This window comes from Capnocytophaga sp. ARDL2, assembly GCF_041530365.1.
Taxonomy (GTDB): Bacteria; Bacteroidota; Bacteroidia; order Flavobacteriales; family Flavobacteriaceae; genus Flavobacterium.
The window spans coordinates 528,614-553,103 of record NZ_CP168034.1; the positions used below are offsets into that span (position 1 = coordinate 528,614).

At 34.6% G+C, this 24,490-nt stretch carries 23 protein-coding genes, 3 tRNA genes and 2 pseudogenes; 16 read left to right on the forward strand and 12 right to left on the reverse strand.

Annotated elements, in window-relative coordinates:
* Window positions 1-54 precede the first annotated feature (54 nt).
* From atpD to AB4865_RS02660, 3 genes are all read left to right on the forward strand, one after another.
* A complete protein-coding gene (atpD, locus tag AB4865_RS02650; protein WP_372474188.1) occupies window positions 55-1,566 on the forward strand; it encodes a F0F1 ATP synthase subunit beta in 1,512 nt (503 codons plus the stop codon).
* A gap of 24 nt (window positions 1,567-1,590) precedes the next feature.
* On the forward strand, window positions 1,591-1,872 hold the full coding sequence (locus AB4865_RS02655) for a F0F1 ATP synthase subunit epsilon (RefSeq protein ID WP_372474189.1): 282 nt from the start codon (window positions 1,591-1,593) through the stop codon (window positions 1,870-1,872).
* A gap of 118 nt (window positions 1,873-1,990) precedes the next feature.
* Window positions 1,991-2,314 (forward strand): HIRAN domain-containing protein, encoded by a 324-nt coding sequence (locus AB4865_RS02660; RefSeq protein ID WP_372474190.1) that lies wholly within the window; start codon window positions 1,991-1,993, stop codon window positions 2,312-2,314.
* Window positions 2,315-2,351: 37 nt separating this feature from the next.
* Here the strand turns inward: AB4865_RS02660 and AB4865_RS02665 are convergent, their stop codons facing one another.
* The 8 genes from AB4865_RS02665 to AB4865_RS02700 form a co-directional block, all read right to left on the reverse strand.
* Window positions 2,352-3,431, reverse strand: coding sequence for a glycosyltransferase family 9 protein (locus AB4865_RS02665; protein ID WP_372474192.1), 1,080 nt, complete (start codon window positions 3,429-3,431; stop codon window positions 2,352-2,354).
* Window positions 3,432-3,439: 8 nt separating this feature from the next.
* Window positions 3,440-3,727: a hypothetical protein gene (locus AB4865_RS02670; RefSeq protein ID WP_372474193.1), complete on the reverse strand. Its 288-nt coding sequence runs from the start codon at window positions 3,725-3,727 to the stop codon at window positions 3,440-3,442.
* Between the two features lie 82 nt (window positions 3,728-3,809).
* Window positions 3,810-4,412, reverse strand: coding sequence for a DUF4254 domain-containing protein (locus AB4865_RS02675; protein WP_372474194.1), 603 nt, complete (start codon window positions 4,410-4,412; stop codon window positions 3,810-3,812).
* Window positions 4,413-4,510: 98 nt separating this feature from the next.
* Window positions 4,511-5,278: a UDP-2,3-diacylglucosamine diphosphatase gene (locus AB4865_RS02680; RefSeq protein WP_372474195.1), complete on the reverse strand. Its 768-nt coding sequence runs from the start codon at window positions 5,276-5,278 to the stop codon at window positions 4,511-4,513.
* Between the two features lie 106 nt (window positions 5,279-5,384).
* Window positions 5,385-5,837 (reverse strand): 6-pyruvoyl tetrahydropterin synthase family protein, encoded by a 453-nt coding sequence (locus AB4865_RS02685; RefSeq protein WP_372474196.1) that lies wholly within the window; start codon window positions 5,835-5,837, stop codon window positions 5,385-5,387.
* Window positions 5,838-6,174: 337 nt separating this feature from the next.
* Window positions 6,175-6,615: an energy transducer TonB gene (locus AB4865_RS02690; protein ID WP_372474197.1), complete on the reverse strand. Its 441-nt coding sequence runs from the start codon at window positions 6,613-6,615 to the stop codon at window positions 6,175-6,177.
* A 79-nt stretch (window positions 6,616-6,694) separates the two neighbouring features.
* Window positions 6,695-10,027 (reverse strand): transcription-repair coupling factor, encoded by a 3,333-nt coding sequence (mfd, locus tag AB4865_RS02695; protein ID WP_372474198.1) that lies wholly within the window; start codon window positions 10,025-10,027, stop codon window positions 6,695-6,697.
* Between the two features lie 111 nt (window positions 10,028-10,138).
* On the reverse strand, window positions 10,139-10,447 hold the full coding sequence (locus AB4865_RS02700) for an HlyD family secretion protein (RefSeq protein ID WP_372474199.1): 309 nt from the start codon (window positions 10,445-10,447) through the stop codon (window positions 10,139-10,141).
* Between the two features lie 431 nt (window positions 10,448-10,878).
* Between AB4865_RS02700 and AB4865_RS02705 the strand changes: the two are divergent.
* Window positions 10,879-11,214, forward strand: a pseudogene (locus AB4865_RS02705) (transposase); the annotation flags it as partial.
* 131 nt (window positions 11,215-11,345) lie between these two features.
* Here the strand turns inward: AB4865_RS02705 and AB4865_RS02710 are convergent.
* Window positions 11,346-11,915, reverse strand: a complete 570-nt coding sequence (locus AB4865_RS02710; protein WP_372474201.1) for a hypothetical protein — start codon at window positions 11,913-11,915, stop codon at window positions 11,346-11,348.
* A gap of 103 nt (window positions 11,916-12,018) precedes the next feature.
* Between AB4865_RS02710 and AB4865_RS02715 the strand changes: the two genes are divergently transcribed.
* The 6 genes from AB4865_RS02715 to AB4865_RS02740 all read left to right on the forward strand — a co-directional run bounded on the left by AB4865_RS02715 (window position 12,019) and on the right by AB4865_RS02740 (window position 16,344).
* A complete protein-coding gene (locus tag AB4865_RS02715) occupies window positions 12,019-12,423 on the forward strand; it encodes a hypothetical protein (RefSeq protein WP_372474202.1) in 405 nt (134 codons plus the stop codon).
* An 88-nt stretch (window positions 12,424-12,511) separates the two neighbouring features.
* Window positions 12,512-14,548 (forward strand): dihydrofolate reductase, encoded by a 2,037-nt coding sequence (locus AB4865_RS02720; RefSeq protein ID WP_372474203.1) that lies wholly within the window; start codon window positions 12,512-12,514, stop codon window positions 14,546-14,548.
* 368 nt (window positions 14,549-14,916) lie between these two features.
* Window positions 14,917-14,990, forward strand: a tRNA-Asp gene (locus AB4865_RS02725).
* A 55-nt stretch (window positions 14,991-15,045) separates the two neighbouring features.
* A tRNA-Asp gene (locus AB4865_RS02730) sits at window positions 15,046-15,119 on the forward strand.
* A gap of 78 nt (window positions 15,120-15,197) precedes the next feature.
* Window positions 15,198-15,271, forward strand: a tRNA-Asp gene (locus tag AB4865_RS02735).
* A 119-nt stretch (window positions 15,272-15,390) separates the two neighbouring features.
* Window positions 15,391-16,344: a hypothetical protein gene (locus AB4865_RS02740; protein ID WP_372474204.1), complete on the forward strand. Its 954-nt coding sequence runs from the start codon at window positions 15,391-15,393 to the stop codon at window positions 16,342-16,344.
* On the opposite strand, the gene AB4865_RS02745 is transcribed toward AB4865_RS02740, so the two are convergent.
* Entirely contained in the window at window positions 16,328-16,798 is a 471-nt protein-coding gene (locus tag AB4865_RS02745) for a hypothetical protein (protein WP_372474205.1), read from the reverse strand. The two genes, AB4865_RS02740 and AB4865_RS02745, sit on opposite strands and share 17 nt — an antisense overlap.
* Window positions 16,799-16,879: 81 nt before the next feature.
* Window positions 16,880-18,310: an amino acid permease gene (locus AB4865_RS02750; RefSeq protein ID WP_372474206.1), complete on the reverse strand. Its 1,431-nt coding sequence runs from the start codon at window positions 18,308-18,310 to the stop codon at window positions 16,880-16,882.
* A gap of 106 nt (window positions 18,311-18,416) precedes the next feature.
* Between AB4865_RS02750 and AB4865_RS02755 the strand changes: the two are divergent.
* The 6 genes and pseudogenes from AB4865_RS02755 (at window position 18,417) to AB4865_RS02780 (ending at window position 23,039) form a co-directional block, all read left to right on the forward strand.
* Window positions 18,417-19,131: pseudogene (locus tag AB4865_RS02755) on the forward strand (3'-5' exonuclease).
* Window positions 19,132-19,140: 9 nt separating this feature from the next.
* The gene (locus AB4865_RS02760) at window positions 19,141-20,943 is read left to right on the forward strand and encodes a DUF4153 domain-containing protein (protein ID WP_372474207.1); all 1,803 of its coding nucleotides are present in this window, start codon (window positions 19,141-19,143) and stop codon (window positions 20,941-20,943) included.
* Between the two features lie 91 nt (window positions 20,944-21,034).
* The gene (locus AB4865_RS02765) at window positions 21,035-21,286 is read left to right on the forward strand and encodes a hypothetical protein (RefSeq protein WP_372474208.1); all 252 of its coding nucleotides are present in this window, start codon (window positions 21,035-21,037) and stop codon (window positions 21,284-21,286) included.
* On the forward strand, window positions 21,258-21,767 hold the full coding sequence (locus tag AB4865_RS02770) for a polymorphic toxin type 23 domain-containing protein (RefSeq protein ID WP_372474209.1): 510 nt from the start codon (window positions 21,258-21,260) through the stop codon (window positions 21,765-21,767). Before AB4865_RS02765 ends, AB4865_RS02770 begins: the two co-directional genes overlap by 29 nt.
* Before the next feature lie 338 nt (window positions 21,768-22,105).
* Entirely contained in the window at window positions 22,106-22,420 is a 315-nt protein-coding gene (locus AB4865_RS02775) for a DUF1493 family protein (RefSeq protein ID WP_372474210.1), read from the forward strand.
* A gap of 295 nt (window positions 22,421-22,715) precedes the next feature.
* On the forward strand, window positions 22,716-23,039 hold the full coding sequence (locus tag AB4865_RS02780) for a hypothetical protein (RefSeq protein ID WP_372474211.1): 324 nt from the start codon (window positions 22,716-22,718) through the stop codon (window positions 23,037-23,039).
* A 742-nt stretch (window positions 23,040-23,781) separates the two neighbouring features.
* On the opposite strand, the gene AB4865_RS02785 is transcribed toward AB4865_RS02780, so the two are convergent.
* Window positions 23,782-24,471: a C40 family peptidase gene (locus tag AB4865_RS02785; protein ID WP_372474212.1), complete on the reverse strand. Its 690-nt coding sequence runs from the start codon at window positions 24,469-24,471 to the stop codon at window positions 23,782-23,784.
* Window positions 24,472-24,490 lie beyond the last annotated feature (19 nt).

The following is a 24,490-nucleotide window of genomic DNA, read 5'->3' on the forward strand; positions in this document are numbered from 1 at the left end:
CACCAATTAAAAAGTTTTAAACACATAACAAGCTGTTAAATAAATACATAAGCAATGTCTAAAGTTACAGGAAAAGTTGCACAGGTTATTGGGCAAGTAGTAGATGTAGTATTTGACAATACTTCAGCTACATTGCCTAAGATTTATGATTCATTAGAAATCACAAAAGCCGATGGATCAAAATTAGTATTAGAAGTACAGTCGCACATTGGTGAAAACACTGTGCGTACAATCTCGATGGATTCTACAGACGGATTGAGCAGAGGACACGAAGTAGTAGCTTTGGGTACTCCTATCCAGATGCCAATTGGAAAAGAGGTGTTCGGAAGATTGTTCAATGTAGTAGGAGATCCTATCGACGGATTGGATGTATTGCCTAAAGACGGAGAAAATGGATTGCCAATTCACCGTCCAGCACCAAAATTTGAAGACCTATCTACTTCAACAGAAGTATTGTTTACAGGTATCAAAGTTATCGATTTGATTGAGCCTTATGCAAAAGGAGGTAAAATTGGATTGTTTGGAGGTGCCGGAGTAGGTAAAACAGTATTGATCCAAGAGTTGATCAACAATATTGCAAAAGGACACGGTGGTCTTTCTGTATTCGCAGGAGTTGGAGAGCGTACTCGTGAAGGAAACGACCTTTTGAGAGAGATGTTGGAGTCTGGAATTATCAAATATGGTGAAGACTTTATGCACTCTATGGAAAACGGAGGTTGGGATCTGGCAAAAGTTGACAAAGCTGGAATGAAAGATTCTAAAGCAACTTTCGTATTTGGACAGATGAACGAACCACCAGGAGCTCGTGCTCGTGTAGCATTGTCTGGATTGACTATTGCAGAGTATTTCCGTGATGGAGCAGGAGACGGACAAGGAAAAGATGTGCTTTTCTTCGTTGACAACATTTTCCGTTTTACACAGGCAGGTTCTGAAGTATCTGCGTTGTTGGGGCGTATGCCATCAGCGGTAGGTTACCAACCAACATTGGCAACTGAGATGGGTGCAATGCAGGAGCGTATTACTTCTACAAAAACAGGATCAATTACTTCAGTACAAGCGGTATATGTACCAGCCGATGACTTAACTGACCCTGCACCAGCAACTACATTTGCTCACTTGGACGCAACAACAGTATTGTCTCGTAAAATTGCTGAGTTGGGTATTTATCCAGCGGTAGATCCATTGGATTCTACTTCTCGTATCCTTACTCCAGAAATCTTAGGAGAAGAGCATTACGCATGTGCTCAAAGAGTAAAAATGATTTTGCAAAAATATAAAGAACTTCAAGACATCATCGCTATTTTGGGTATGGAAGAGTTGTCTGAAGAAGATAAATTGGCAGTATCTCGTGCACGTCGTGTACAAAGATTCTTGTCTCAACCATTCCACGTGGCAGAGCAATTTACAGGTATCCCAGGAGTATTGGTAGACATCAAGGATACAATCAAAGGATTCAACATGATTATCGACGGAGAACTTGACCACCTGCCAGAAGCTGCTTTCAACCTGAAAGGAACTATCGATGATGTAATCAAAGCAGGTGAGAAAATGTTGGCTGAAGCCTAATCATAAACCATTAAAGTACACACTATGTTATTAGAAATAGTATCACCAGAAGCTACATTATTTAAAGGACAAGTTACTTCAGTGTCTGTTCCTGGTGTAAATGGTGAGTTTCAAATGTTGACAGACCACGCACCGATTGTTTCTTTATTGACTAAAGGAACTATCAAAATCGTGGGAGATCATTTAAAGTTTGACCCTCAATTTGAAAACAAATTTGAAAAAGTAGATAATAAAACCTATTATTTGCCTATCGAATTTGGCACACTCGAATTGAAAGACAATCGAATCAATATCCTTGCAAACTAATCAAGGATTACAAATACCTAAAAACTGCCTCCTAAAAGAGGCAGTTTTTTTATTACGCAAAATCACTGAGTAAGAGTGTTTTTACTCTATAGCAGAAATAATATAAAACAGAACAATTATGAAGGTAAGTAAACATTATACAAGTTTCCACATCGCCGGTTTCTCATATTGGGACGGTTTAGATGTAATCGATGAATTAAAGATAGGAACAAAGCTGAAATTAAAAGCAGAACCTACCAACGGATATGACCCAAAAGCTGTGAAAATTATGTACAAAGACACGATGTTGGGCTATATACCACGAACTGATAACCGTGATATTTCAAAGTTTTTGCAATTGGGACACAAAGATTTGTTCAAGGTACAAATCGCTCAAATAGACCTCGAAAATCACCCAGAAAAACAAATTTTGGTTTCGGTAAAGATAAAAGAGAAGAAGTAAGAAAAAAGCTGTCAGAAAAGATCCGACAGCTTTTACTTTATGAGTTTATTACTTCACCAATTTTTTGTATAATTTGTTCTGGTAAAATATCTCGCATACAATTTTCGTAATTGGGTGCTGATTTGTTTCCGTAAATTGAGGTAGGAAGATATGGATATTTTGTCAAATCAGGCGTGATGCTATTTGACAACGGTTGATTGAATGGTACAAATCCTGCAAAAGGATGCGTTTGCCCCCACAATGTTACTACAGGTACTCCATACATTGCTGCAATGTGTCCATTGCCTGAATCCATCGAGAGCATAACATCCAAATGTGATATCAATTGCAATTCTTCTTCAAAATTCAAGTTGCCAGTTATGATTTTTATTTTTGAATTGTTGTTTTTCAGCTTGTTTAGTTCTTCTATTTCGTTTTTTCCTCCAAATAAAAACACTTGATAATCTGGATTGTTTCCTAAATTTTGAACAACTTTTTGCATCAAATCTTGAGGATACATTTTGGTTTCGTATTGAGCAAAAGGAGCAATTCCAATCCATTGTTGTGTTTTATTGCCTGTGATTTTGATGAGGTTTTGGGATAAGGTTGTTTTTTTTGGAAAAGACACTTTAGATAAATCTACTGTAAGACCTAATTTTTTCAATGTATCAATATGTCTTTCATGCATAGATTTTACTGGTGTGATTGTTTTGTGTTCCCATTTTACCAAGGCTTTTTTTTCAGTTCTTCCCTTGTCGGTTGTTGCAGTTTTTACGCCTTTCAATTTCAAGAAAAAACCTAAAATTTTTGTACGCAATACATTGTGAAAATCGGCAAAAGTGTCAATATTCAGAGCTTTAAGTTCGTTTGATAATCGATACAATCCTGTGATGCCTTTATGCTTGTCGTTGACATCGATTGGAAAAAAATCCACATGAGGAATGCTATCAAAAAACGGTTTGAAAAACGGACGAGAAGCCACCGTAACGCGTACATCGGGATGTTGAGCAATCAATGCACGAATCACAGGCACGGTCATCGCAACATCTCCCATGGCAGAAAAACGAGTAATCAACAAATGTTTCATCATATAAAAATGTAAATCGAAGCTAATTTCTGATTTTTTTCCAACTTTCATCTATAATTTTATGAAAAATACGAAGATAAAATTGTAGAAAGTGCTTGACGTGCGATGAAAAAAGAAAGGAAAGGTAAAATAATCAATAGGTAACCTATGACAACGGAAGTGGTTTTGAAGTAATGTTTATTCATAGTATAAAATCCAAACAATACAGCGTAGTACATTGATAAAACAAATAAAAACATAGGGTAACTATCCCATATATCAAAGAAATAATTTGCTATTAAAGCAATAATCCAAGAGGAAAATACAATAAAAAGTATGGATTTTAGGATAGATAAAAATGTTTTCATGTATAGGATTTAACCACGAAATTAAGTAAAAAAACTTAGCCAAAATCATTAAATAAAACAATTTTGGCAAAGTAGAAGGGAATTATTTATTTTGGTACAACACTGGGTTTAGATCCTCGTCGTTGTACATTTTCATTTGTTTGTAAACTTTCATGAATTTGTCTCCATTTTCGATATCTTCGATCAACTGGCTGATAGAAACAAACATATCTTTTTTCTGTTCCAAAAGCACATTTAGTTTTTCCTGACATTTTGCACGGTGTTCGGCAGATGCATTTTCACGAGTTGCCTCTTCGTTCATGTGATAGATTTTCAAAGCCAAGATAGACAAACGGTCTATAGCCCAAGCTGGACTTTCGGTATTGATACGAGCGTTGTCTTTTACCTTTACATTTTTGTATTTGTCTAAGAAATAGCTGTCTATATATTCTACCATATCAGTACGCACTTGGTTTGAAGCGTCGATTTTTCTTTTCAAATCCAAAGCTGCAACAGGGTCGATTTGTGGGTCGCGGATGATATCTTCATAATGCCATTGTACAGTATCTACCCAGTTTTTTGCATAAAGCAGATGTTCGATAGAACCTTTTACATAAGGATTGTCAATTGGGTGATATACATCGTCAAATTTGTGATAATCGTTGATAGATTTTTCAAAAATTGGGAAGGCAAATTCGGCAAACATAATTTTTTAGTTTAAATAATCGTTTATCCTACAAAGATAAAAGGAATATGCAAAAGAATGTATAAATGAATGAAAAATGTTTGATTGAATTTATTTCTTTAGGATTGATAATACTCCAACGAAAGTTTTCCATCGGCGGTGAGTTCCAAATACGAAAAATACTTTATCCAATCGCCGATATTTGCATAAAATGTTTGGTCGATAGGCAAAATCATTGGCAAATGGCGGTGACCAAAGATAAAGTAATCTCTGTGTTGTTGGCTTTCTTTTCGCTTGGTATAAAGGATGAGCCATTCTTTGTCTTCGCCTAAAAAATTAGCGTCTTCTTCCCCCGAAATTAATTTGTTTTTTACGGAAAGATATTGAGCCAAACGCACACCTAAATCTGGATGTAACCAACGAAAAGCCCATTTACACAATGGATTGGTAAATACTTTTTTCATGCGTTTATATCCTTTGTCTCCAGGTCCTAAACCGTCGCCATGAGCGACAAACAATGTGGTGTTATTGATTTTTAGATCAACTCCTTTGTGGAAAACAGGGATGTTGAGTTCTTTTTCAAAATAATCACTCATCCACAAATCGTGATTTCCTACAAAAAAGTAAATAGGAATACCATTGTCCCTCATTGTTGCCAGTTTTCCCAATATTCTTACAAATCCCTTAGGAACTACTGTTTTGTATTCAAACCAAAAGTCAAATAAATCTCCAACTATAAACAAGGCTCCTGCTGTTGATTCGATTTCATTGAGCCATTGCAACCACTGATGTTCACGAGGTAAACTACTCTCATAGTTAGGTGCACCAAAGTGATGGTCAGAGGTGAAATATACTTTTTTATTTTCGGGAATGGTCAGTTGTAACATGGGTTTGTGTTTAGAGAATACAAAAATATTTGTGTTGTAATTATTTTTTTGCCACAAATTCCACAAATTATCATTAATTATTCACTTACAGTAATTATTAATTACACTAATCATTATCGCTCTGATACCATTCAGCATACGAGCTATCAGTTTCTTGCAATCTTAGTGAAAACAACGAAATATTTTCAGGCAATCGGTTTTTGATTTTATTTGCAAAATCAATGACCATATTTTCGGAAGTTGGCTGATAATCCACTAAAATGATATGATGCCCACGAGTTGCCAACTCTTTTGCCAATTCTACGTGTGGAGTATTTTTGTTGAACACAGTCGCATGGTCAAAAACAGAAACAATTTCTTCTTGTACGATTTTTTTCAAATCGCTAAAGTCGATAACCATTCCAAATTTTACATGATTTGGATCGGTGATAGGGCTACCAATAACAGTTACAGATAGTTTATAACTATGTCCGTGTACATTGCGGCATTTTCCGTCGTATCCATACAAGGCGTGCCCTGTCTCAAAAGTAAATTGTTTGGTAATTCTGATTTTGCTCATCTTAATTTATTTTCGGCAAAGATAGTGTTTATAATGTGGTTGTGCTAAAAACTTTGTGAAACATTTCTTTTCTCTCGTAGATAAAACAGATTTTTTCTTTCTTTTACGACGGAGATACTTGCTCAATTTGTTTTATTGTTCTCTTGCTGATATCACAGTTAAACGTAGAGATTACGTTGCTTATCTACTTTAATAATTTGACATAAAAGGCGTTGCTGAAACATAGTAATAGGTTTGTGATAATTTATTCCGATTGTTATCGGCAACTTTGTATTTTGGAGAAAACAAAGACTAAAACCATCTATTTTATGAGCCAATGAATTTGAAATTAAAAAAATCACTCCTCAAAATGCACCACAATAGGTATTACCATTTTTTGGCTAACATTTACTCCATTGCGTTTGGCGGATGTCCATTTTTTCAAAGAAATCACGCGAACTGCCTCTTTGAAAAGCTGATTGGTCGTAGATATTTCTTTTGAGTTAAAGTCAGTTGCAGTACCTGTTTCATCAATAGAAAATACTACATAAAAATAGTTTCTTCCTGTTTTGTGAAAGGCAACGATTTCTTCCTTGGGTACATTTGCCAAGTTGAATTGTTCGTAAATAGTTTTACGAAAAGCCTCTATGCCTCCTTCAAAACTTGCATCTTCGGTGATGCCTTCTACTTCTATTTTTTGTTCTACATCTACCATTGGGGTTCCTTTGTCAATGGTTTCTTTCTGTGCGAATATCTCCAACGGAAATAGTATCGCTAATAAATAAATGATCTTTTTCATAAGCTTCGTTTTTGTGGCTAAAAAGCTACACCGCAGGTGTAAAAAATCGCATAATTTGTGGTTAAAAACCTTTCAATTTCTAAATCTTTTCCAACACCTCCAAGGCTTTTTGCAGATTGGTAATATTTGAAAAACTAAACAACAATCGCAAACCGTTTTTAGTGTTTCGTTCTTTCAATTCTCCGGCTTTTGGATTTTTTTGTACAAATTGCAACACACGACCAAATACATCTGATTGATAAAAATCTGATTGCTGGTCGGCTACAAAATAACCAATCATTTTTTCTTGTTTCAAAATGATTTTTTCAAAGCCCAATGCTGTTGCTAACCATTTGATTCGCACAGATTGTAACAAATTTACAGCAGCTTTTGGCAATTTTCCAAATCGGTCGATGATTCGCTCTTGATATTGTAGCAATTCTTCTTCGGTTTTCAAAGCGTTGAGTTCGTTGTACAACGCCAATCGCTCGGTGATATTGTTAATGTAAAAATCTGGGAACATCATTTCAAAATCCGATTCGATGCTCAATTCTTTTACAAATACTTTTTTCTTGGTCGATTTCTCTTCGCTGTATAACTCTTTGAATTCGTTTTCTTTGAGTTCTTCGATGGCTTCGTTCATGATTTTTTGGTACGTTTCAAAACCAATTTCGTTGATAAAACCACTTTGTTCGCCACCCAACAAATCTCCTGCTCCTCTGATTTCCAAATCTTTCATCGCAATCTGAAAGCCACTACCCAAATCTGAAAATTGCTCTAATGCCGACATGCGTTTTCTCGCCTCTTCGGTCATCACGGTATAAGGCGGACAGATATAGTAGCAAAACGATTTTTTGTTGCTTCGCCCTACGCGTCCACGCATCTGATGCAGGTCTGATAAACCAAAATTTTGTGCATTGTTGATAAAAATGGTGTTGGCATTGGGTACATCGAGTCCACTTTCGATAATAGTAGTCGCTACCAATACATCAAACTCTCCGTTCATAAACGCCAATAGCAATTCTTCGAGTTTTTTTCCGTCCATTTGTCCATGGCCGATACCCACTTTGGCGTGAGGTACCAATCGCTGAATCATTCCTGCTACTTCCTTGATATTTTCGATACGGTTGTTTATGAAATATACCTGACCACCGCGTTCCAATTCGTACGAAATGGCATCTCGAATCAACTCTTCGTTAAAGCCTACCACTTGTGTATCAATAGGATAACGGTTAGGCGGTGGCGTGGTAATTACCGACAAATCTCGAGCCGCCATCAACGAAAATTGCAGAGTACGAGGAATAGGTGTTGCCGTCAATGTGAGCGTATCAATGTTTTCGCCCAGCGTTTTGAGTTTGTCTTTTACAGCAACTCCAAATTTTTGTTCTTCGTCTATGATAAGCAATCCCAACTCTTTGAATTGCACATTTTTATTGACCAACTGATGCGTACCTATGATAATGTCAATAGTACCGTCTGCCAATTCTTTGAGCGTTTCGGCTTTTTGTTTGGCAGTTTTAAAACGATTGAGGTAGGCAACTTTTACAGGCATATCTTTCAATCGTTCGCTAAAAGTCTGAAAATGCTGAAATGCCAAAATCGTAGTAGGCACTAAAACAGCTACTTGCTTACCGTTGTCCACCATTTTGAACGCCGCACGAATGGCAACCTCGGTTTTTCCAAAACCAACATCACCACAGACCAAACGATCCATAGGGCGGTCGTTTTCCATATCCATTTTCACTTCGATTGTCGCTTTGTTTTGGTCGGGAGTGTCTTCATAAATAAACGAACTTTCCAATTCGGCTTGAAGATAACTATCAGGTGCACAGGCATATCCTTTTTCCAAACGGCGTTTTGCGTACAATTGTATCAGGTTGAATGCAATGTGTTTTACACGAGCTTTGGTTTTTTGTTTGAGTTTTTTCCAAGCATCCGAACCCAATTTGTAGATTTTTGGCACAGTGCCGTCTTTACCATTGTATTTTGCGATTTTGTGCAACGAATGAATCGACACGTACACAATATCGTTTTCGGCGTAAACCAACTTAATGGCTTCTTGATATTTGCCATCGACTTCTATTTTTTGCAAACCACCAAAACGAGCAATACCGTGGTCGATATGCGTAACATAATCTCCAAGAGAAAGCATGGTCAATTCCTTGAGAGTAATCGCCTGTTTTTTGGATTGGGTATTTTTTATTTGAAACTTGTGATAGCGTTCAAAAATCTGATGGTCGGTATAGCAAACCAATTGATTTTCAATATCTACAAACCCTTGATACAACGGCATTACCACAGTTTCGTATTGAGAAACGGCTTCTTTTTCCGATTTGAAAATTTCCTTAAATCTTTTCGTTTGAGCCTCACTGGTACAAAAAATATAATTGGAAATTTGTTTGGAAGTATTTTCGTTTAAATGTGCTACCAACCATTCAAATTGTTTGTTGAAAGAAGGTTGAGGTTGAAATTTAAATTCGATTTCATGAGTACATTTCACATCTGAATGATTGGACAATTCTACCAAGCTAAACGAATGAATTTCTGTAAAAAACGAATGACTATTCAAGAATAATTCATTAGGATTTTTTCGTTTGATTTCCCCAGAAAGATTGTCGTAAATATCACACGCTTTTACAAACAGTTTTTTGATTTGATCGGTTGAAAAATCGGTATTTTGCGAAAAAATCAAAGTGTTTTTTGGAATGTATTCAAAAAAGCTCTGACGGTTTTCTTTCAATTGCTTGTTTTCCATATTGGGCATGATAGAAACCTTGTTGAGCGATTGTATAGACAACTGATTTTCAATGTCGAATGTACGAATACTTTCCAATTCATCGCCAAAAAATTCCAATCGATAAGGCGTATCATTGGAGAAAGAAAACACATCGATAATTCCCCCACGTACGGAAAATTCGCCTGGTTCGGCAACGAAATCCACGCGTTTAAAGTGCTGTTCAAATAACTGTTCATTGAGCCAATCGATACTCAAAATTTGTCCGACTTTCAGTTGGAGTGTATTTTCCTCAATCAGCGATTTGGTAACCACTTTTTCAAACAAGGCATCGGTATAAGACACCATAATAAACGGTTCTTTTTGCTGATTGATTTTGTTGAGTACCTCGGCACGAAGCAATACATTGGCATTATCGACCTCTTCTAACTGATACGGACGGCGGTGCGAACTCGGAAAAAACAACACACGGTCTTTTCCGATGAGATTTTCCAAATCGTTGAGGTAGTACGCCGCTTCTTCTTTGTCATTGAGAATGAGCAAAAACGGCATTTCGGCATCGGCAAACAACGCCTGAATTTGAAACGATAAAGCAGAGCCAACAAGACCTTTGGCTCTAACTTTTGATTGCGGTTTTGCTAAAAATTGTTTCAGTAAATGGGTTTTATCAGATTGTAAAAATAATTCGGAGATTTTCATTTTGTGATTATGGAATAAAGAAAGCAAAGGTCTAAAAAAATCGTCAATTATCGAACTTTCAATGAGGATATTTGAGGAAGAGGAGGGGATTGTACTCCGACCCCCCCCCCCCTACACCTGATACCCCAATAATTTTCTGAATTGATAAAAAACTCTTTCTAATAATCGTAAATCTTCTGTTACAATTTCTGCTGTTCCTTTCAGTTCTTTGTCAAATATAAGTGTTTTATTATAAGAAGTTTGTAAGCCGTTGGGTAATATCACATCTACGAAATAATTCCCTTGACTATCAGTCGTCAAAGATACATTATGCACTTTTCCTTCTATTATTCCGTACTCTTGGTATCTGTAATTATCTAATTTTATCAACACCTTTTGTCCAGCTCTTACTTTACCTGAGTTGATTGCACTGATTTGCATTCGTCCTATTATGGATTCTTTGTTTTAAGGTGATACAGACATTACTACATCTCCTGCTTTAACAAATTGATTTTCTCCCCAAAATTTTTGAAAGCTAACAGTTCCATTTATTGATGAAATAAGGAGATAATTTTGTTCCATTGTCTTAATGACTTGTTCAATTGCTCATAAAGTTGTTGAGTTTGAGACGAGAAATTAATCCTATCTTTTTCAGTGTTAATTGACACATTACTTTTCGTTTTTTTAAGCCTGAAATGGCTTCCTGAATTTGGGATAGCGTAATATTTATATTTTTCAAGTTTTGTTCAGCTTGAAGATGGGTCTATCTTGACTTTTAGAAAACAAACAAGGAATTATGATTTTTGTGGTGGAAAACATAAAAACCTAAGATCTTGTTTGTAGTACTGGACAAAGATGCGATAGTATAAGAAATTATCCCACATTTACCTAAAAGAAAAAGAGGGTTTAAGTCAAAATTGTCTATTAATGAGATAATTAACTGTATTTTGTGTAAATTGAAAATAGGTGTTCAATGGGCTCTTTTACCGATGGAACAATTATTTTCAGAGGTAGTTCCGAGCTATAAAACCGTGTTTGGGCATTACCGAAAATGGTGCAAAGAAGGTGCTTGGGAGGTTTGTTGGGTAGAAATTTTGAAGAAAAACAAATCGAAAATAGATTGTTCGAGTTGCGACTTTGACGGTAGCCAAACACCAGCAAAAAAAGGAGGCGAACAGGTAGGATATCAAGCTCGTAAAAAAGCAAAGCCAATATTTGTGAAAACAAAAGAAAAAGTCGAGATGAGTTCATTGTTAAATTTGGAAATCAGCAAGGAAAACTTCATTTATCCCAAAGGTTTTGACATCAACAAATATTATGAGCATTGTTTTTGTAATCATCACTCCCACGCATTTAGTGTAGCTTTTCTATCAGTATCGACAATGATTTTTGTAGGTTCGTTTTCCTCTTTTGGGATAGATTTTTTGGTGTGAACTTCCTCAAATTGCAATACAATCGACACTATGTCTTTTTGCATCAAGCCGATGAGGTTGGTGAGTTCTTTGTGAGGCAGATGTGTCAATTCCATGTACATATCCAATTGTGAGGAATGTGTTTTCAGCAAGTTGATTCTACTCAACACGGCTTTGTTGTTATATCCTTCGGGTATAGAATTTTCGAGTAATTCTACTTGTTTATATACCTCTTCTATTTTGGCTTTGTAGGCATGTACAGACTGGGCAGGCTTGCTTTCCAACAACAATAATAGCTGTCGCCATTCGTCCCAATTGGACATCACGGCGTGGTTTTTTGTAGAATATGACGGTGTACTAAACTTCCATTTAGCATCTATCAACAAAACCACCGAATCATTTGAAACCGTTGGCTTTGAAACAACAATCGTCTGATTTTGTTTTTCCTGACATGAGAAAAGCAAGCAAAATATAGCGAAAGAATATAAAATTTTCATGGGTGTAAAATATCTACAAAGATAGTAAAACAAAAAAATACAGAAATATAATCCTACTGTAAAAATAAAATAACTATCTTTATCAATTATTTCAACTCAGAAAATGAAAGCATATATATCACTAAACAATCAGTCGAGAAAAACATTGAGCAAAGAACTCATTGCTTTGGGAATGGCTCTCAATGGGAAAAAAGTAGAACAATACATTTTTGTTGACAAATTTTCATTGGAAGAAGGAGGTGAAAAGGAATATTTAATCGAAATGCAACGTCAGATAGATAGTAGCAATTTTTTAATCATAGATGGAGCTAATGTGCATACAACCAATTGTGTAGAAGTTGGGTATGCTCGAGCAAAAAAGAAACCTATCGTTTATTTGCGAAATGAAAATACCGCCGTAGATCCGATTTTGTTGGGAGCATCCAATTTTTATTTCACTTACGAAAATCCCAAAGATTTATTTGACCAAATGAACGAATTTTTAAAACAAATTCTTCCTCAAGAATAATCTTTTTTATTACAAATAAGAGCGTGTTTATCTTACTAAACAGGCTCTTTTCTTTCATAAAAACACTAATAAAGACAGCATATTTGATATGAAAAATTTATTTTTTTATATTTTTTTGGTTAGTAGCCTTTTGTTTTTTTCTTGCAACAAGCAAAAAGCAAACGATTTACAACAAAAACTAATTGATAGCCTCCAACAAAACACTTTTCACAACGAACGAATAGGGGATATTGAACTTTTGAAATACGAAGTGCCAGGTTGGAAAAAACTGTCTTTGAAAAAGAAAACTTTTATTTATTATTTGTCACAAGCAGGGTATTCGGGGAGAGATATATACTGGGATCAAAATTATAGGAATAACTTGAAAATCCGCACGGCTTTAGAGTCTATTTATACTAATTTTCAAGGGGATAAAACTTCTGAAAAATGGAAAGAATTTGATGCCTATATCAAGCGTATATGGTATTCAAACGGTATTCATCATCATTATTCCAATGATAAAATAAAACCAGCTTTTTCGCAAGAATATTTGTTGCAACTATTGAAAGAAACAGATACAAAACTCGATGAAAGTATTGTAGAGATTTTGTTTAACGAATCGGATGCAAAAAAGACCAATCTCGACGAAAGCAAGGGGGTGATTTTGGGTTCGGCTATCAATTTTTACGGAAAAAACATCAATCAAAAGGAAGTAGATAAATTTTATAACACCCATCAATCGGAAGGGGATTTTCAAAAAATGCCTTTGGGATTGAACAGTAAGTTGCTAAAAAACAAAAGAGGAGAGTTGGAAGAAAAAGTTTGGAAGCTCGATGGTATGTATAGCTCTTCGATTGAAAAAATCATTTATTGGTTGGAAAAAGCTATCGAAGTGGCTGAAAATGAACAACAAATCATTGCCATTCGTTCGTTGATCAGTTATTATCAAACGGGAGATTTGACACATTGGAACAATTACAACATTGCTTGGTTGCAATCCAATGATGGTGATGTGGACTTTACTAACGGATTTATAGAGGTTTACAACGATCCTTTGGGGAGAAAAGGTACGTATGAAAGCATCGTGTTTATTAAAGATTTTGATATGTCAAACAAAATGCAATTGCTTTCAAAACACGCACAATGGTTTGAAGACAATATGCCAATTGATGAGCAATATAAGAAAGAAGATATTGAGCTAATCAATTTCAATTCGGTGGTTGTAATAGCAGAAAGTGGTTCGTCGTCGCCTACAAGCCCTATTGGGGTAAATCTACCTAATACCGAATGGATACGCAAAAAATTTGGCTCAAAATCTATGTTTTTAGGAAATATCATTGACGCATATAATAAAATAGGAAGCGAAGAAAAATGGAAAGAATTTTATTCTGAACAAAGCGAATGGAAGCAAGCAGTGAGATATGAAGATCTCATCAGAAAGATACAAACCGTTTTGCATGAAGTAATTGGAAGAGCATCGGGCAAATCGACTAAGGGAAACTTTAACTATAAAGAGGCATTGAAAAACTATCATTCTGTAGTCGAAGAAGGAAAAGCAGATCTGATAGCCTTGTACTATAGTTTTCATCCAAAAATGCAACAAATAGGCTTTGTGGACGACTGGAAACAATTTGGTCAGGCGGCGTACAACGATTATATTCAGAGAGGATTGCTTACACAGCTAACAAGAGTAGAACTGGGCAAAGATCTCGAAGATACACATATGCGTAGCCGTCAGTGGATATCGAAATGGTTGTATGAAAAAGGCGAAGGAAAGGTCATCGAACGATTGGAAAAAGATGGAAAAACCTATTTCAAAATCAACGACTATGAGCGTATGCATCAATTGGTAGGCGAATTGCTCAACGAAACACAACGAATCAAATCAGAAGGAGATTTTATGGCAGCCAAAGAGTTGGTAGAAACCTACGGAGTAAAAATCGACCAAGAGTTGCATAGACAAGTGTTGGAAAGATATAGAAAACTCGACATTGCTCCATACGTAGGATTTATCAATCCAGTATTGACGCCGATTTATGACGATAACAACAATGTAATAGATGTGATTTTGAGTTATCCAAAGACTTTTTCAGATCAGATGTTGCATTATTCAAAGGAGTACAATTTTTTGCCTTTGGAAAATTAATTTGTAAATACAAGTACTTAGGCTCATAGATATTTTTCAACGGAGTTCCAGTTCCCGATAGTTATTGGGACGGAACAGAGACACTCGGCTTTTGGAGTTTACCCTTTTGCTTACGAAATTATTCAACAGGGGAAGTCTTAGATTGTAGATGAAATTATAGATTTAGAAAACTGGGCAAAGTTGAATGCGGGTGTGTTTATTTTCATTAAAAAAAAAAACATACATTTGAAAAAGAATGAAAATTGGAGAAAGTGAAAAAAAACAATTGAAAAAAATAGAAAATAATTTGTAAGATAAAAAAAGTGTAGTATATTTGCACTCGATTTGGTAAGGAAGTTTACTCATAGAGTAGATGAAATTAAACAAAAGGTTTGGTAGTTCAGTTGGTTAGAATACATGCCTGTCACGCATGGGGTCGCGGGTTCGAGTCCCGTCCAGACCGCAAACATTATAAATGTTTACGTTCATTTTTTTGATAATTTTAAGTTAGACTTATTGGTTTGGTAGTTCAGTTGGTTAGAATACATGCCTGTCACGCATGGGGTCGCGGGTTCGAGTCCCGTCCAGACCGCGAAATAGAAGTGTTTTATTTTTCATAAGTTTAGAATTTAAAAGGTTAGTAATGCCGAGTTTTCGGACTCGGCAATTTGGTTTGGTAGTTCAGTTGGTTAGAATACATGCCTGTCACGCATGGGGTCGCGGGTTCGAGTCCCGTCCAGACCGCTAAAAAAATGTGTTGTTTGAGTACGTAAGTACTTGTTTTGGTAGTAATACCTTTCTAAAAGCTTTCTGTAGTAACGGAAGAGCTTTTTTGTTTGTACTCATTTCATTTATTTCGTAGAATGTCTGCTTTTCCTTTATCTTTTAAAAAACTATTCTTTACCTTGCTAAAAATTGCCATTTCTTTTGGGGCTTTTTACTTTATTTTCAAGCAAGTACAAGATAAAAATTGGCAAGATATTTCTATAGATTGGTCAGATTCTTCTGTTTATTTTACCCTAATTATTTCTTTTGTTTTATTGGTGCTCAATCGATTTATAGAAATTCTGAAATGGCACAACCTTTCTCAAACCCTCCGAAATCATTCGCTTTGGCAAAGTACCAAAGAAGTGTTGGTAGGTATTACCTTTGGAATTGTTTCTCCCAATGGAATAGGAGAGTATGTAGGCAAAACACTTTTTTATGAAAAGAAAAACGCTTTGCAAGTGATATTGCTCAATGCATTGTGCAATGGTATCCAAGTGGTTTATGCCTTGGTATTTGGAATTGTAGGGGTGCTATTTATCAATAGCCATCATGCTTTTATACCTGCAAACTATATATGGTATGTGCTGATAGCAATTGTTGTTACTTTAGTGTTGCTTTTTAGCCTAAAAAACATAAAAATAAAGGGAAAGTCTATAGGAGATTTTATTGTTTTTTTACAATCAATTTCACGTAAAAAACACGTAAAAAACATTGTTTTAGCATTGGTACGTTATGTAGTTTTGATGCATCAATATTGTCTTTGGTACACATTTTTTGGAGTAGAAATTTCGTATGTTTCGCTTTTGGCAGTGATTGCAAGTATCTATTTACTCTCGTCTTCTTTGCCCAACTTTCAGATAGCCGATTTTGCCTTGAAAGGGACTGTGGGTATGATGTTGTTTTCTCTTTTTGCAGTAGATGAATTAATTGTAGCAATCGTTGCTACATTGATATGGCTTTCTAATATAGTTATCCCAATAAGTGTAGGGGCAATCGTTTTGCTATTTACAAAATTTGACAGAAATAATAAACTTATTGACGAAGACTGATGTCCATGTCAAAGACTACGTGTACAGGCAGGTCTCTTTTCGTGCCAGTATGAACGGTAGGAAGATGTTGGGTGCAGTTTTTCATGATACTGTCCAACATTTGTTGCGAGATTTGTTGTCTATTAAAGTCTATTGCCGTAAAAGTACACACAGCATTAGTATCTATGGATACACGTACCTTTACCGTGTCGAGTTTTACTAACGCCTTGATAAGTGGGTCTTTGGTAAGGCAATCTTTCAACTCAGATTGAATGTGATAGAAGAAACAATTGCGTTTTTCTTCTTCAGATGTCAGCGAATCGCAGATATCTAAAAACGGATATTGGTCTAATGTTTTCCAATCGATAGCATGCAATTCTTTTCTGAGCAATTCTTTTGCATCAGGCAGTTGCTTTTTTTCAAAACAAGAAAAAAGCAAAAGAGAAAAAAACAAAGCCATCCATTTATAGTTCATAAAAACGCTTACTTACAAAGGTCAAAATTACAAAAAAGTAGTCAATAATGCAATGACTACTTTTTTTGTGGTGTTTTTTTATTAGTTGATAATTTCATCAACTTTTGGTTTTATATTCAGTCGATAACTCACATATAAAACAATCAACCAAATAGGAATCAAAATTACAGAGATTTCCATTCCTGTCAGTAGCATAATTCCTAAAATCCCTGCTAAAAAAATGATACACATATAGTTAGATGTAGGATATAGAAAGGACGGAAACTTGGTTTTGGTTTGTTCTTTATCTTTTGCTTGGCGAAATTTTATATGCGTAAACGAAATCATAATCCAATTGATAATCAAACAAGAAACGACCAAAGACATCAAGATTTTAAACGCTTCTTCGGGAATAAATTTGTTGATGATGATGCATAATCCAGCAAAACAACTCGATACTACGATGGCACGAACGGGTACAGCGTTTTTGTTGAGTTTTTGCAGAAATTTGGGTGCATTTCCTTGTTCAGCCAATCCGTACAACATGCGACTATTGCTGTAAACCGACGAATTGTACACCGAAAGAGCAGCTGTCAAAACGATGAGGTTGAGTGCATTTGCAATAAGGTTTGTAGCCGAAAGTTCTTTTCCAAACAAGGTAAAATTCATCCCTTGTAAATTGTCAAAAACAGTTACAAACGGACTGGTTTTTTCGGTGATATTTTGCCATGGAATCAATGAAAATAAAATAATCAACGCTCCTACATAGAAAATCAATATACGATAAATCACCTGATTGGTCGCTTTTGGAATGTTTTTCTCGGGTTTTTCGGCTTCGGCAGCAGTAATACCTATCAATTCCAATCCGCCAAACGAAAACATGATTATCGCCATAACGGCAAGTAATCCTTGGTAGCCGTTTTCTGTAGATTCAAACCACCCTTTTGGGAAAAATCCGCCATTGTTTACCAAATTGCCTAATGTCGCTTGTTTGCCTCCGCTTCCAGATATCAAGAGATAGGTACCAAAAACAATCATGGCTACGATAGCAACTACTTTGATGATAGAAAACCAAAATTCGGCTTCACCAAAGATTTTTACAGAACCCAAATTGAGAGCGGTAATTGCCAAAAAGAAAAAGCAACTCGATGCCCACAGCGGTATTTCAGGCCACCAATATTGGATGTAAATACCAATAGCAGTGAGTTCGGACATAGATACCAAGATGTATAGTATCCAATAATTCCAACCTGAGGCAAAGCCAGCAAAATTGCCCCAATATTTATGAGCAAAAAACGAAAACGAGCCCGAAACAGGCTCTTCTACCACCATTTCCCCCAGTTGTCGCATAATAAAAAAGGCGATAATTCCCGCAAATCCGTACCCCAAAATTACCGAAGGTCCTGCCAAAACTGCCGCAGGACCTATGCCCAAAAACAACCCTGTTCCTATCGCTCCGCCCAAGGCAATCAATTGTATATGTCGGTTGGATAATCCTCTTTCCAACTGATTTTCCGATGATTTTTCTTTCATATTTTCATTGTAAAAAACAAAAATATAAATTCTTTGTTAAAACCCAATTTTTATCTTTCATATTTCTAAAAATATTTCTTAAATTTCACTTTTTAAATAAAATGAAATCATGCAATTGCCACCATTAGAGCAAATAGTATTTCTCGATATAGAAACCGTACCTGAAATCGAACATTTTTCGGAAGCTTGATCCGGAAATGCAAGAACTTTTTGCAAATAAAACAGCGTATCAACGCAGAGAGGATATTTCTCCTAAAGAATTTTATCAACGAGCAGGTATTTGGGCAGAGTTTGGAAAAATCATTTGTATATCAGTTGGTTATTTTGCCATATTTGGCTCGGAGCGTCAATTTCGTACGACGTCATTTTTTGGAGAAGAGAAAAAAATGTTGCAAGATTTTGCCAATTTGTTGACCACACGTTTTGCCAAAAGAGATTTGTATTTGTGTGGGCACAATTTGAAAGAGTTTGATTTGCCGTTTATTTGCCGTCGTATGATAATTAATGATATGAAAATTCCGACAATTTTGAATCTTTTAGGCAAAAAACCGTGGGAAGTCAAGCACCTCGATACAATGGAACTGTGGAAATTTGGCGATTACAAGCATTTTACTTCCCTAAAATTGTTGTGCAAAGTACTGGGGATTCCTACGCCAAAGGACGATATTGACGGAAGTAAAGTAGCCGAAGTCTATTACCAAGATCAAAACATTGACCGTATCATCATTTATTGTGAAAAAGACGTGGTAGCGGTAGCACAAATCGTTTTGAAAATGACTCAAAATCGATTGTTGGAACCTTTTGAAATAAAATCAGTATAAAATATTATTATGAACAAGATTTTATCCATTTTTTCGCAAGCCGGAACTACTTTTAGACAATATCCTATGGTATTGCTTTCGTCGTTTTTGGCAATAGTGTGTGCTATTTCAGCATCAAATACTAGTGCAGATTATATTGTTTTCAATAAAAGTGAAACAACATTAGTACCGTTTGATTTATGGGGATTGTCCATAACATTACTACTCGGTATTTGTATGTTTTTTACAGCCAAAACTCTTTCCGAAAGGATAGGTAAATATTATTTACTCAATGGGATGGTGTTGTTGCTATTAGCGGCATTTTATTGGTTTGTATTGCCGTCAGATATTAGATATATCAATCAAAAAGAGACAATCCTTATCATTATATGTTTTCTTTCTGCCCATTTGTTGGTGGCGGTAGCACCTTTTGTTTCATCCAATCAAAAAGAGGAAAATTTTTGGGAATACAACAAAAATCTGTTTGTCTATTTTGTATTAGCTGCGATGTTTTCATTAGTATTGACAGGCGGGATATTACTGGCATATTTAGCATTGGAAAACCTCTTTGGCTTTACGATCAAAGAAAAATGGTATTTATACACTTTTTGGTTTACGGCAGGATTTGGTAGCACTTTTATCTTTTTGAGTTTTTGTAAAAAATTATCACATTTAGAAACAATAAATGCTCAGTTTCCTACACCGTTAAAAGTCTTTACACAATTTATTCTTATTCCATTGTTGACTATTTATGGAGTAATATTGTATTTCTATGGATTAAAAATTCTATTTGCATGGAATCTGCCTCAAGGTTGGGTTTCGTATATGATTATGGCGTATAGCTTGGTAGGAATTTTGGCATATTTGCTTGTATATCCGTTGGGAAAATCAACAGAAAACAATTGGGTGAAGTTTTTTTTAAAGATATTTTTCTATTCCTTGTTGCCGTTGCTCGTATTGCTGTTTGTAGCCATTTTTACACGTGTATTGGAATATGGAGTGACAGAAAATAGATATTATGTCGTGATGATAGCGTTGTGGCTCAGTGTGATAAGTTTGTATTTTGTAATCAAAAATCAACCAAGCATTCGATGGATTCCTATTACCTTATTGGGATTTGCATTGTTTAGTATATGGATGCCGATTTTCAATGTGTTTCAATTTTCTATTTATAGTCAGAAAAGAGCTTTAGTAAGTATTTTAGAAAAAAATAAAATGATTTACAATGGGATAATCGATTTACAAGCAGCGGTAAGCTATAAAGACGCGATGGAAATCAGTGAAAAGATGGTGTATTTGGTAAAGAGAAACCAAGAAGAGTATTTGCAGCAGTTATTACCTTATACAAAATCGACTGAATTTGTCTTTAATTTACAAAACAAATATGTGTATTACGAAGATTTTTTTAGGTTGTTTGAAAATGTGAAAGAAAATTATAAAGAAGAATTTAATGATGTAGAAATAGTAACTTCTGAAATAGCTATAAAAGCCATGTATTTCATGGCAGATGTAGAAATACCAGTTGGTTTTACCAATGTAGTAGATGTTTCGCCATATAGCTCTAAAGTATATTTGTCAGCTGAAGAAACGTACGAATCGAAAGATTTGGAAGTAACCTACGTAAAAGGATCAAAGAAAGAGATCTATGATTTGACTCAAGATGTAGAAAAATTGTATGAAAAAATCAGCAAAACGGAAGGAGATGACCCCGCAACACCTATTTTCTTTGAATTGGGAGATTATCAATTTGCTTTATATCTTCGTTCGATAACCAAGTATGATGATGACTATACGATCACTAATAATTTGTTGTTTTACAAGAAAATGAAGTAGGGAATAGATTTAGAAAAAAATGAAAAACATGTCTAAAATCATTTTGTAAATAAAAGAATTATAATGGTTTATATCTATAGACACTTTTAAAATGAAAAATAAAATAACTTTTAGCTTATTGCTAATGGGATGTCTTTCCAACGCTCAATCTCTACAATTTTCTTATGATGCTAATGGAAATCAAATACAAAGAAAATTAGATGTGATAGAGATACAATCTTTTTTATATAATTCGTATCCTAAAGAAGAAATTGATTCATTTTCAGATAATAATGAGAATTTTGAAGAAATCGAAGTTTTTCCCAATCCTGTGATTGATTGGGTTACGGTACAATGGATTTGAAATCAGAAAATCAATATTAGCCTCTTGGGACGATGGGAAAATGGGCGTGAGCTTGGGTACTAATTTTTGGAGTGGAGATTTTGAGCAACGCACAGGAATGATTGGTTTCAGACATGGTGATTTTAGTGTGATGTATGAAAATGATGGTGCACCATTCAATAAATTAGGAAAAGCATTGGTTAATGATACAGATATGTATCGTACTGCAGCAATGAGAATTGGAATAGGTGAATTTAGTATACAAACAAATTTGTTTACGGGAAAAAGTGGTGGAGATGCAGGACAACCAAATAATATAGATAAAAATAGTGGACGATTAAGAAAAGGTGAAAAGTTAGGTATTTTGAATAATCCAGAAGCAGATATGTATAGATTAGGAGCATTAACTGTGGGCTATAAAGGATGGCGAGTAGGTACAAATAGCGAAAAGGTACGACATGCTATACAAAATAGATTTATTCATAATTTAATAGGAGATTAGAGGTTTTGAAAACCAGTCTTGGAATTGGAAACCATATTTACAATATAGAACATTTAATCAATTCACATTATGGTAAGGATATTTTTTATTTTTTTTTCTATTTCATATGGTTTGTAGCTGTTATGTCGCTGAAAAATATGGTTCTAAAATATTTCCACAAGAATTACCAAAAAGATTGGCTACACATATTAACACTAAAACTGGTAAAGTTGTTTATACTAAAGTATTAGGTAGATTTTTAGGAAGAGAGGATAGTCCGGTAGGTTGGGACTTACTTATGATGTTGGTATGGCTCTATATAATACACAAGTAATTTATAATAGAATAACAAAATAAAAATGAAAATAAATAATAAAATATTTTCATACATCAGTAATTATTGGAATTGTTCTATTGATGAATTACTTCCCCAAACAACCCTTGATGATATTGGGATGTATGGAGATGATAAATTGGATTTTATCAAAGGTTTTGTCAATGAATTTCAGTTGGATTTAACTCACTTCTCTTTTGAAAAATATATTGATGATGAAGGCGGTGGATTTCTAAGGAATTTACTTTTTGGAAATAAACTAAGAAAAATAGAACCTATTTCGATAGAAATGCTTATTAAATGGGTTGATTTGGGAATTTGGAAAGATAAGAATATATAGAAAAAAGCATATCTATGGAATTTTAGAATGAATCCAAATGAGATGTTTTTTAGTCAAAAATTAAGTGAACATAGCCATGCGATATCTAAATAAAAGTTTGATTTTGTTATTGTTTCTTTTTACTACTTGTAAAAAGGAAGAAAATTTACAAATTAAAGTTCAAAATAGTTCAGAGATTAATTTTAATGATTATGTAATTATAGATATAATAAACAAGGATACTGTTTTTCGAAAAATTGAGATAAATAATAAAGATACACTAAACATGTCGAGTGAATTTAATTTATACTATAAAATGTATAATTGTTTTTTCAAAGAAATTCATTATGACACAATAGATTTCACTGGTGATAATTATTTCCTTCCAGGAGAATATGATATTCATGAAAGATATACCAACGAATCGAAAAATAGTTTTATTTCATATAATTTGGAAAATAATGATACACTACGATTGAAACTGTATCTTTCTGATATATATTATGACACTCCATTGTCATTTTTGACTTATGAATTAGCTCCTAAAAGGAATTATTATATATCGTTTTTTTACCAAAGTATAAATAATAAGAAAGAAAAAGAAGTCTTTCAGTCTGATTATTATATTTTAAAGAAATAATCTATATGAAATCAACCATCGTCATTTTATCACTATTATTTTCATTGACTGTAAATTCTCAAACACTGAAAGCAAAATTAATTTCTGACACTGAAGTAGAATTGACTATAGAAAACCCGGAAGAGAAATGTTTTTTTTATACCAACATATCAAGAAAGTTTGCCTTATTATAATGGCTACAAACAAAGAAATAAAATAATATCTTTTTTTGGAGTATGGTTTAGGTTAGCAAACGAAAGCGAGGAAAAATGTGTTTATATATGTATCTCAAATTATAAAGTCTTAAGAAGTACGGATGTGTATAAAAACCGAGACTTTGGTTATTTTTCAAAAGAAAAATTATTATCAATAGATATAAATTTTGTAAACACGACCGTTATATAATAGATTGCAAAGAAAAAAGATGCTTTATATCTTACATTTACAATAGAGCTGTTAGATTTGTATCGAAATAAATCACTACGAAAACGCGAGGAGTTTTTTTCAGAGAGAAAAAAGCAGAGGATTTTTTCAATGGTAAATTGGAAAGTAATAGAGTGTATGTTGAGAGAGGAGAATATGAGGATTGTTATCCTAATATGGAAGATGAAAGTGAGTATGAATAAAAGAATACAGGCATACAGCAGTAATTTTTTAGAGAGTAAAAGAAATAAAATCCCATTTCACTATCGAAATGGGATTTTATAACTGGATATTTTACCGCTAAAAGCAACAAAATATTGTATAGAACAATAATTAACCTTTACAATACTTGAGCATCATACACTCTGTTGATTTGTGTAAATCCTTTGCTGTAGTACGCCTCGTTTGTCGAGTTGATCGAAACTCCTTTTGATGAAGCAGAGTGGATAAAGATTACTTCATCTCCTTTTACCTCGATTACAATCCCTACATGGTTGATAACTTTACTTTTTCCGTTTTTGAAAAAGATCAAATCTCCTGGTTTTGCATCTCTTTTCGTAACTCTTGTACCCAAAGAAGCCATCTCTCTTGAGGTTCTTGGTAAGTTGATGTTGAATTGGTCAAAAGCTGTTTTTACAAATCCTGAGCAATCCATGCCTTTGCGGCTCATACCTCCCCATGAGTATCTCGTTCCTTTGTAGTCGTTGGCTACATTGAGCAATTGCTCTGTAAGATAACATGTGATTTGATTGTTGTTGTTTTTTACAGGTACTGTGTTTTTGTTTGAAGTTTGTGTACCTTTTCTCAATTCGTCCAACTGTTCTGGCGATACAGCTACTACGCGACGCTCTTGAGTTTTTTTAGTGTCTTTTGCATTTTCTTCTTCCACGCCCATCATACGGTTAATTTTGTCGATGGTTTCCTGTGTGGTTTGGTGTGAAGCTACTGCTTTGTTTTTTGTCTGTGCAAGGGTTGCCTGTGATGACAATCCAAATGCCGCTACGCATAAAAATAATTTGATTGATTTCATTACTTGCACTTATTCTGTT

Excerpts from the sequence above, each read along its gene's own strand:
- atpD (WP_372474188.1), top strand. The coding sequence starts at position 55 with ATGTCTAAAGTTACAGGAAAAGTTGCACAGGTTATTGGGCAAGTAGTA.
- AB4865_RS02655 (WP_372474189.1), top strand. The coding sequence starts at position 1,591 with ATGTTATTAGAAATAGTATCACCAGAAGCTACATTATTTAAAGGACAA.
- AB4865_RS02660 (WP_372474190.1), top strand. The coding sequence starts at position 1,991 with ATGAAGGTAAGTAAACATTATACAAGTTTCCACATCGCCGGTTTCTCA.
- AB4865_RS02665 (WP_372474192.1), bottom strand. The coding sequence starts at position 3,431 with ATGAAAGTTGGAAAAAAATCAGAAATTAGCTTCGATTTACATTTTTAT.
- AB4865_RS02670 (WP_372474193.1), bottom strand. The coding sequence starts at position 3,727 with ATGAAAACATTTTTATCTATCCTAAAATCCATACTTTTTATTGTATTT.
- AB4865_RS02675 (WP_372474194.1), bottom strand. The coding sequence starts at position 4,412 with ATGTTTGCCGAATTTGCCTTCCCAATTTTTGAAAAATCTATCAACGAT.
- AB4865_RS02680 (WP_372474195.1), bottom strand. The coding sequence starts at position 5,278 with ATGTTACAACTGACCATTCCCGAAAATAAAAAAGTATATTTCACCTCT.
- AB4865_RS02685 (WP_372474196.1), bottom strand. The coding sequence starts at position 5,837 with ATGAGCAAAATCAGAATTACCAAACAATTTACTTTTGAGACAGGGCAC.
- AB4865_RS02690 (WP_372474197.1), bottom strand. The coding sequence starts at position 6,615 with ATGAAAAAGATCATTTATTTATTAGCGATACTATTTCCGTTGGAGATA.
- mfd (WP_372474198.1), bottom strand. The coding sequence starts at position 10,027 with ATGAAAATCTCCGAATTATTTTTACAATCTGATAAAACCCATTTACTG.
- AB4865_RS02700 (WP_372474199.1), bottom strand. The coding sequence starts at position 10,447 with ATGCAAATCAGTGCAATCAACTCAGGTAAAGTAAGAGCTGGACAAAAG.
- AB4865_RS02710 (WP_372474201.1), bottom strand. The coding sequence starts at position 11,915 with ATGAAAATTTTATATTCTTTCGCTATATTTTGCTTGCTTTTCTCATGT.
- AB4865_RS02715 (WP_372474202.1), top strand. The coding sequence starts at position 12,019 with ATGAAAGCATATATATCACTAAACAATCAGTCGAGAAAAACATTGAGC.
- AB4865_RS02720 (WP_372474203.1), top strand. The coding sequence starts at position 12,512 with ATGAAAAATTTATTTTTTTATATTTTTTTGGTTAGTAGCCTTTTGTTT.
- AB4865_RS02740 (WP_372474204.1), top strand. The coding sequence starts at position 15,391 with ATGTCTGCTTTTCCTTTATCTTTTAAAAAACTATTCTTTACCTTGCTA.
- AB4865_RS02745 (WP_372474205.1), bottom strand. The coding sequence starts at position 16,798 with ATGAACTATAAATGGATGGCTTTGTTTTTTTCTCTTTTGCTTTTTTCT.
- AB4865_RS02750 (WP_372474206.1), bottom strand. The coding sequence starts at position 18,310 with ATGAAAGAAAAATCATCGGAAAATCAGTTGGAAAGAGGATTATCCAAC.
- AB4865_RS02760 (WP_372474207.1), top strand. The coding sequence starts at position 19,141 with ATGAACAAGATTTTATCCATTTTTTCGCAAGCCGGAACTACTTTTAGA.
- AB4865_RS02765 (WP_372474208.1), top strand. The coding sequence starts at position 21,035 with ATGAAAAATAAAATAACTTTTAGCTTATTGCTAATGGGATGTCTTTCC.
- AB4865_RS02775 (WP_372474210.1), top strand. The coding sequence starts at position 22,106 with ATGAAAATAAATAATAAAATATTTTCATACATCAGTAATTATTGGAAT.
- AB4865_RS02780 (WP_372474211.1), top strand. The coding sequence starts at position 22,716 with ATGTATAATTGTTTTTTCAAAGAAATTCATTATGACACAATAGATTTC.
- AB4865_RS02785 (WP_372474212.1), bottom strand. The coding sequence starts at position 24,471 with ATGAAATCAATCAAATTATTTTTATGCGTAGCGGCATTTGGATTGTCA.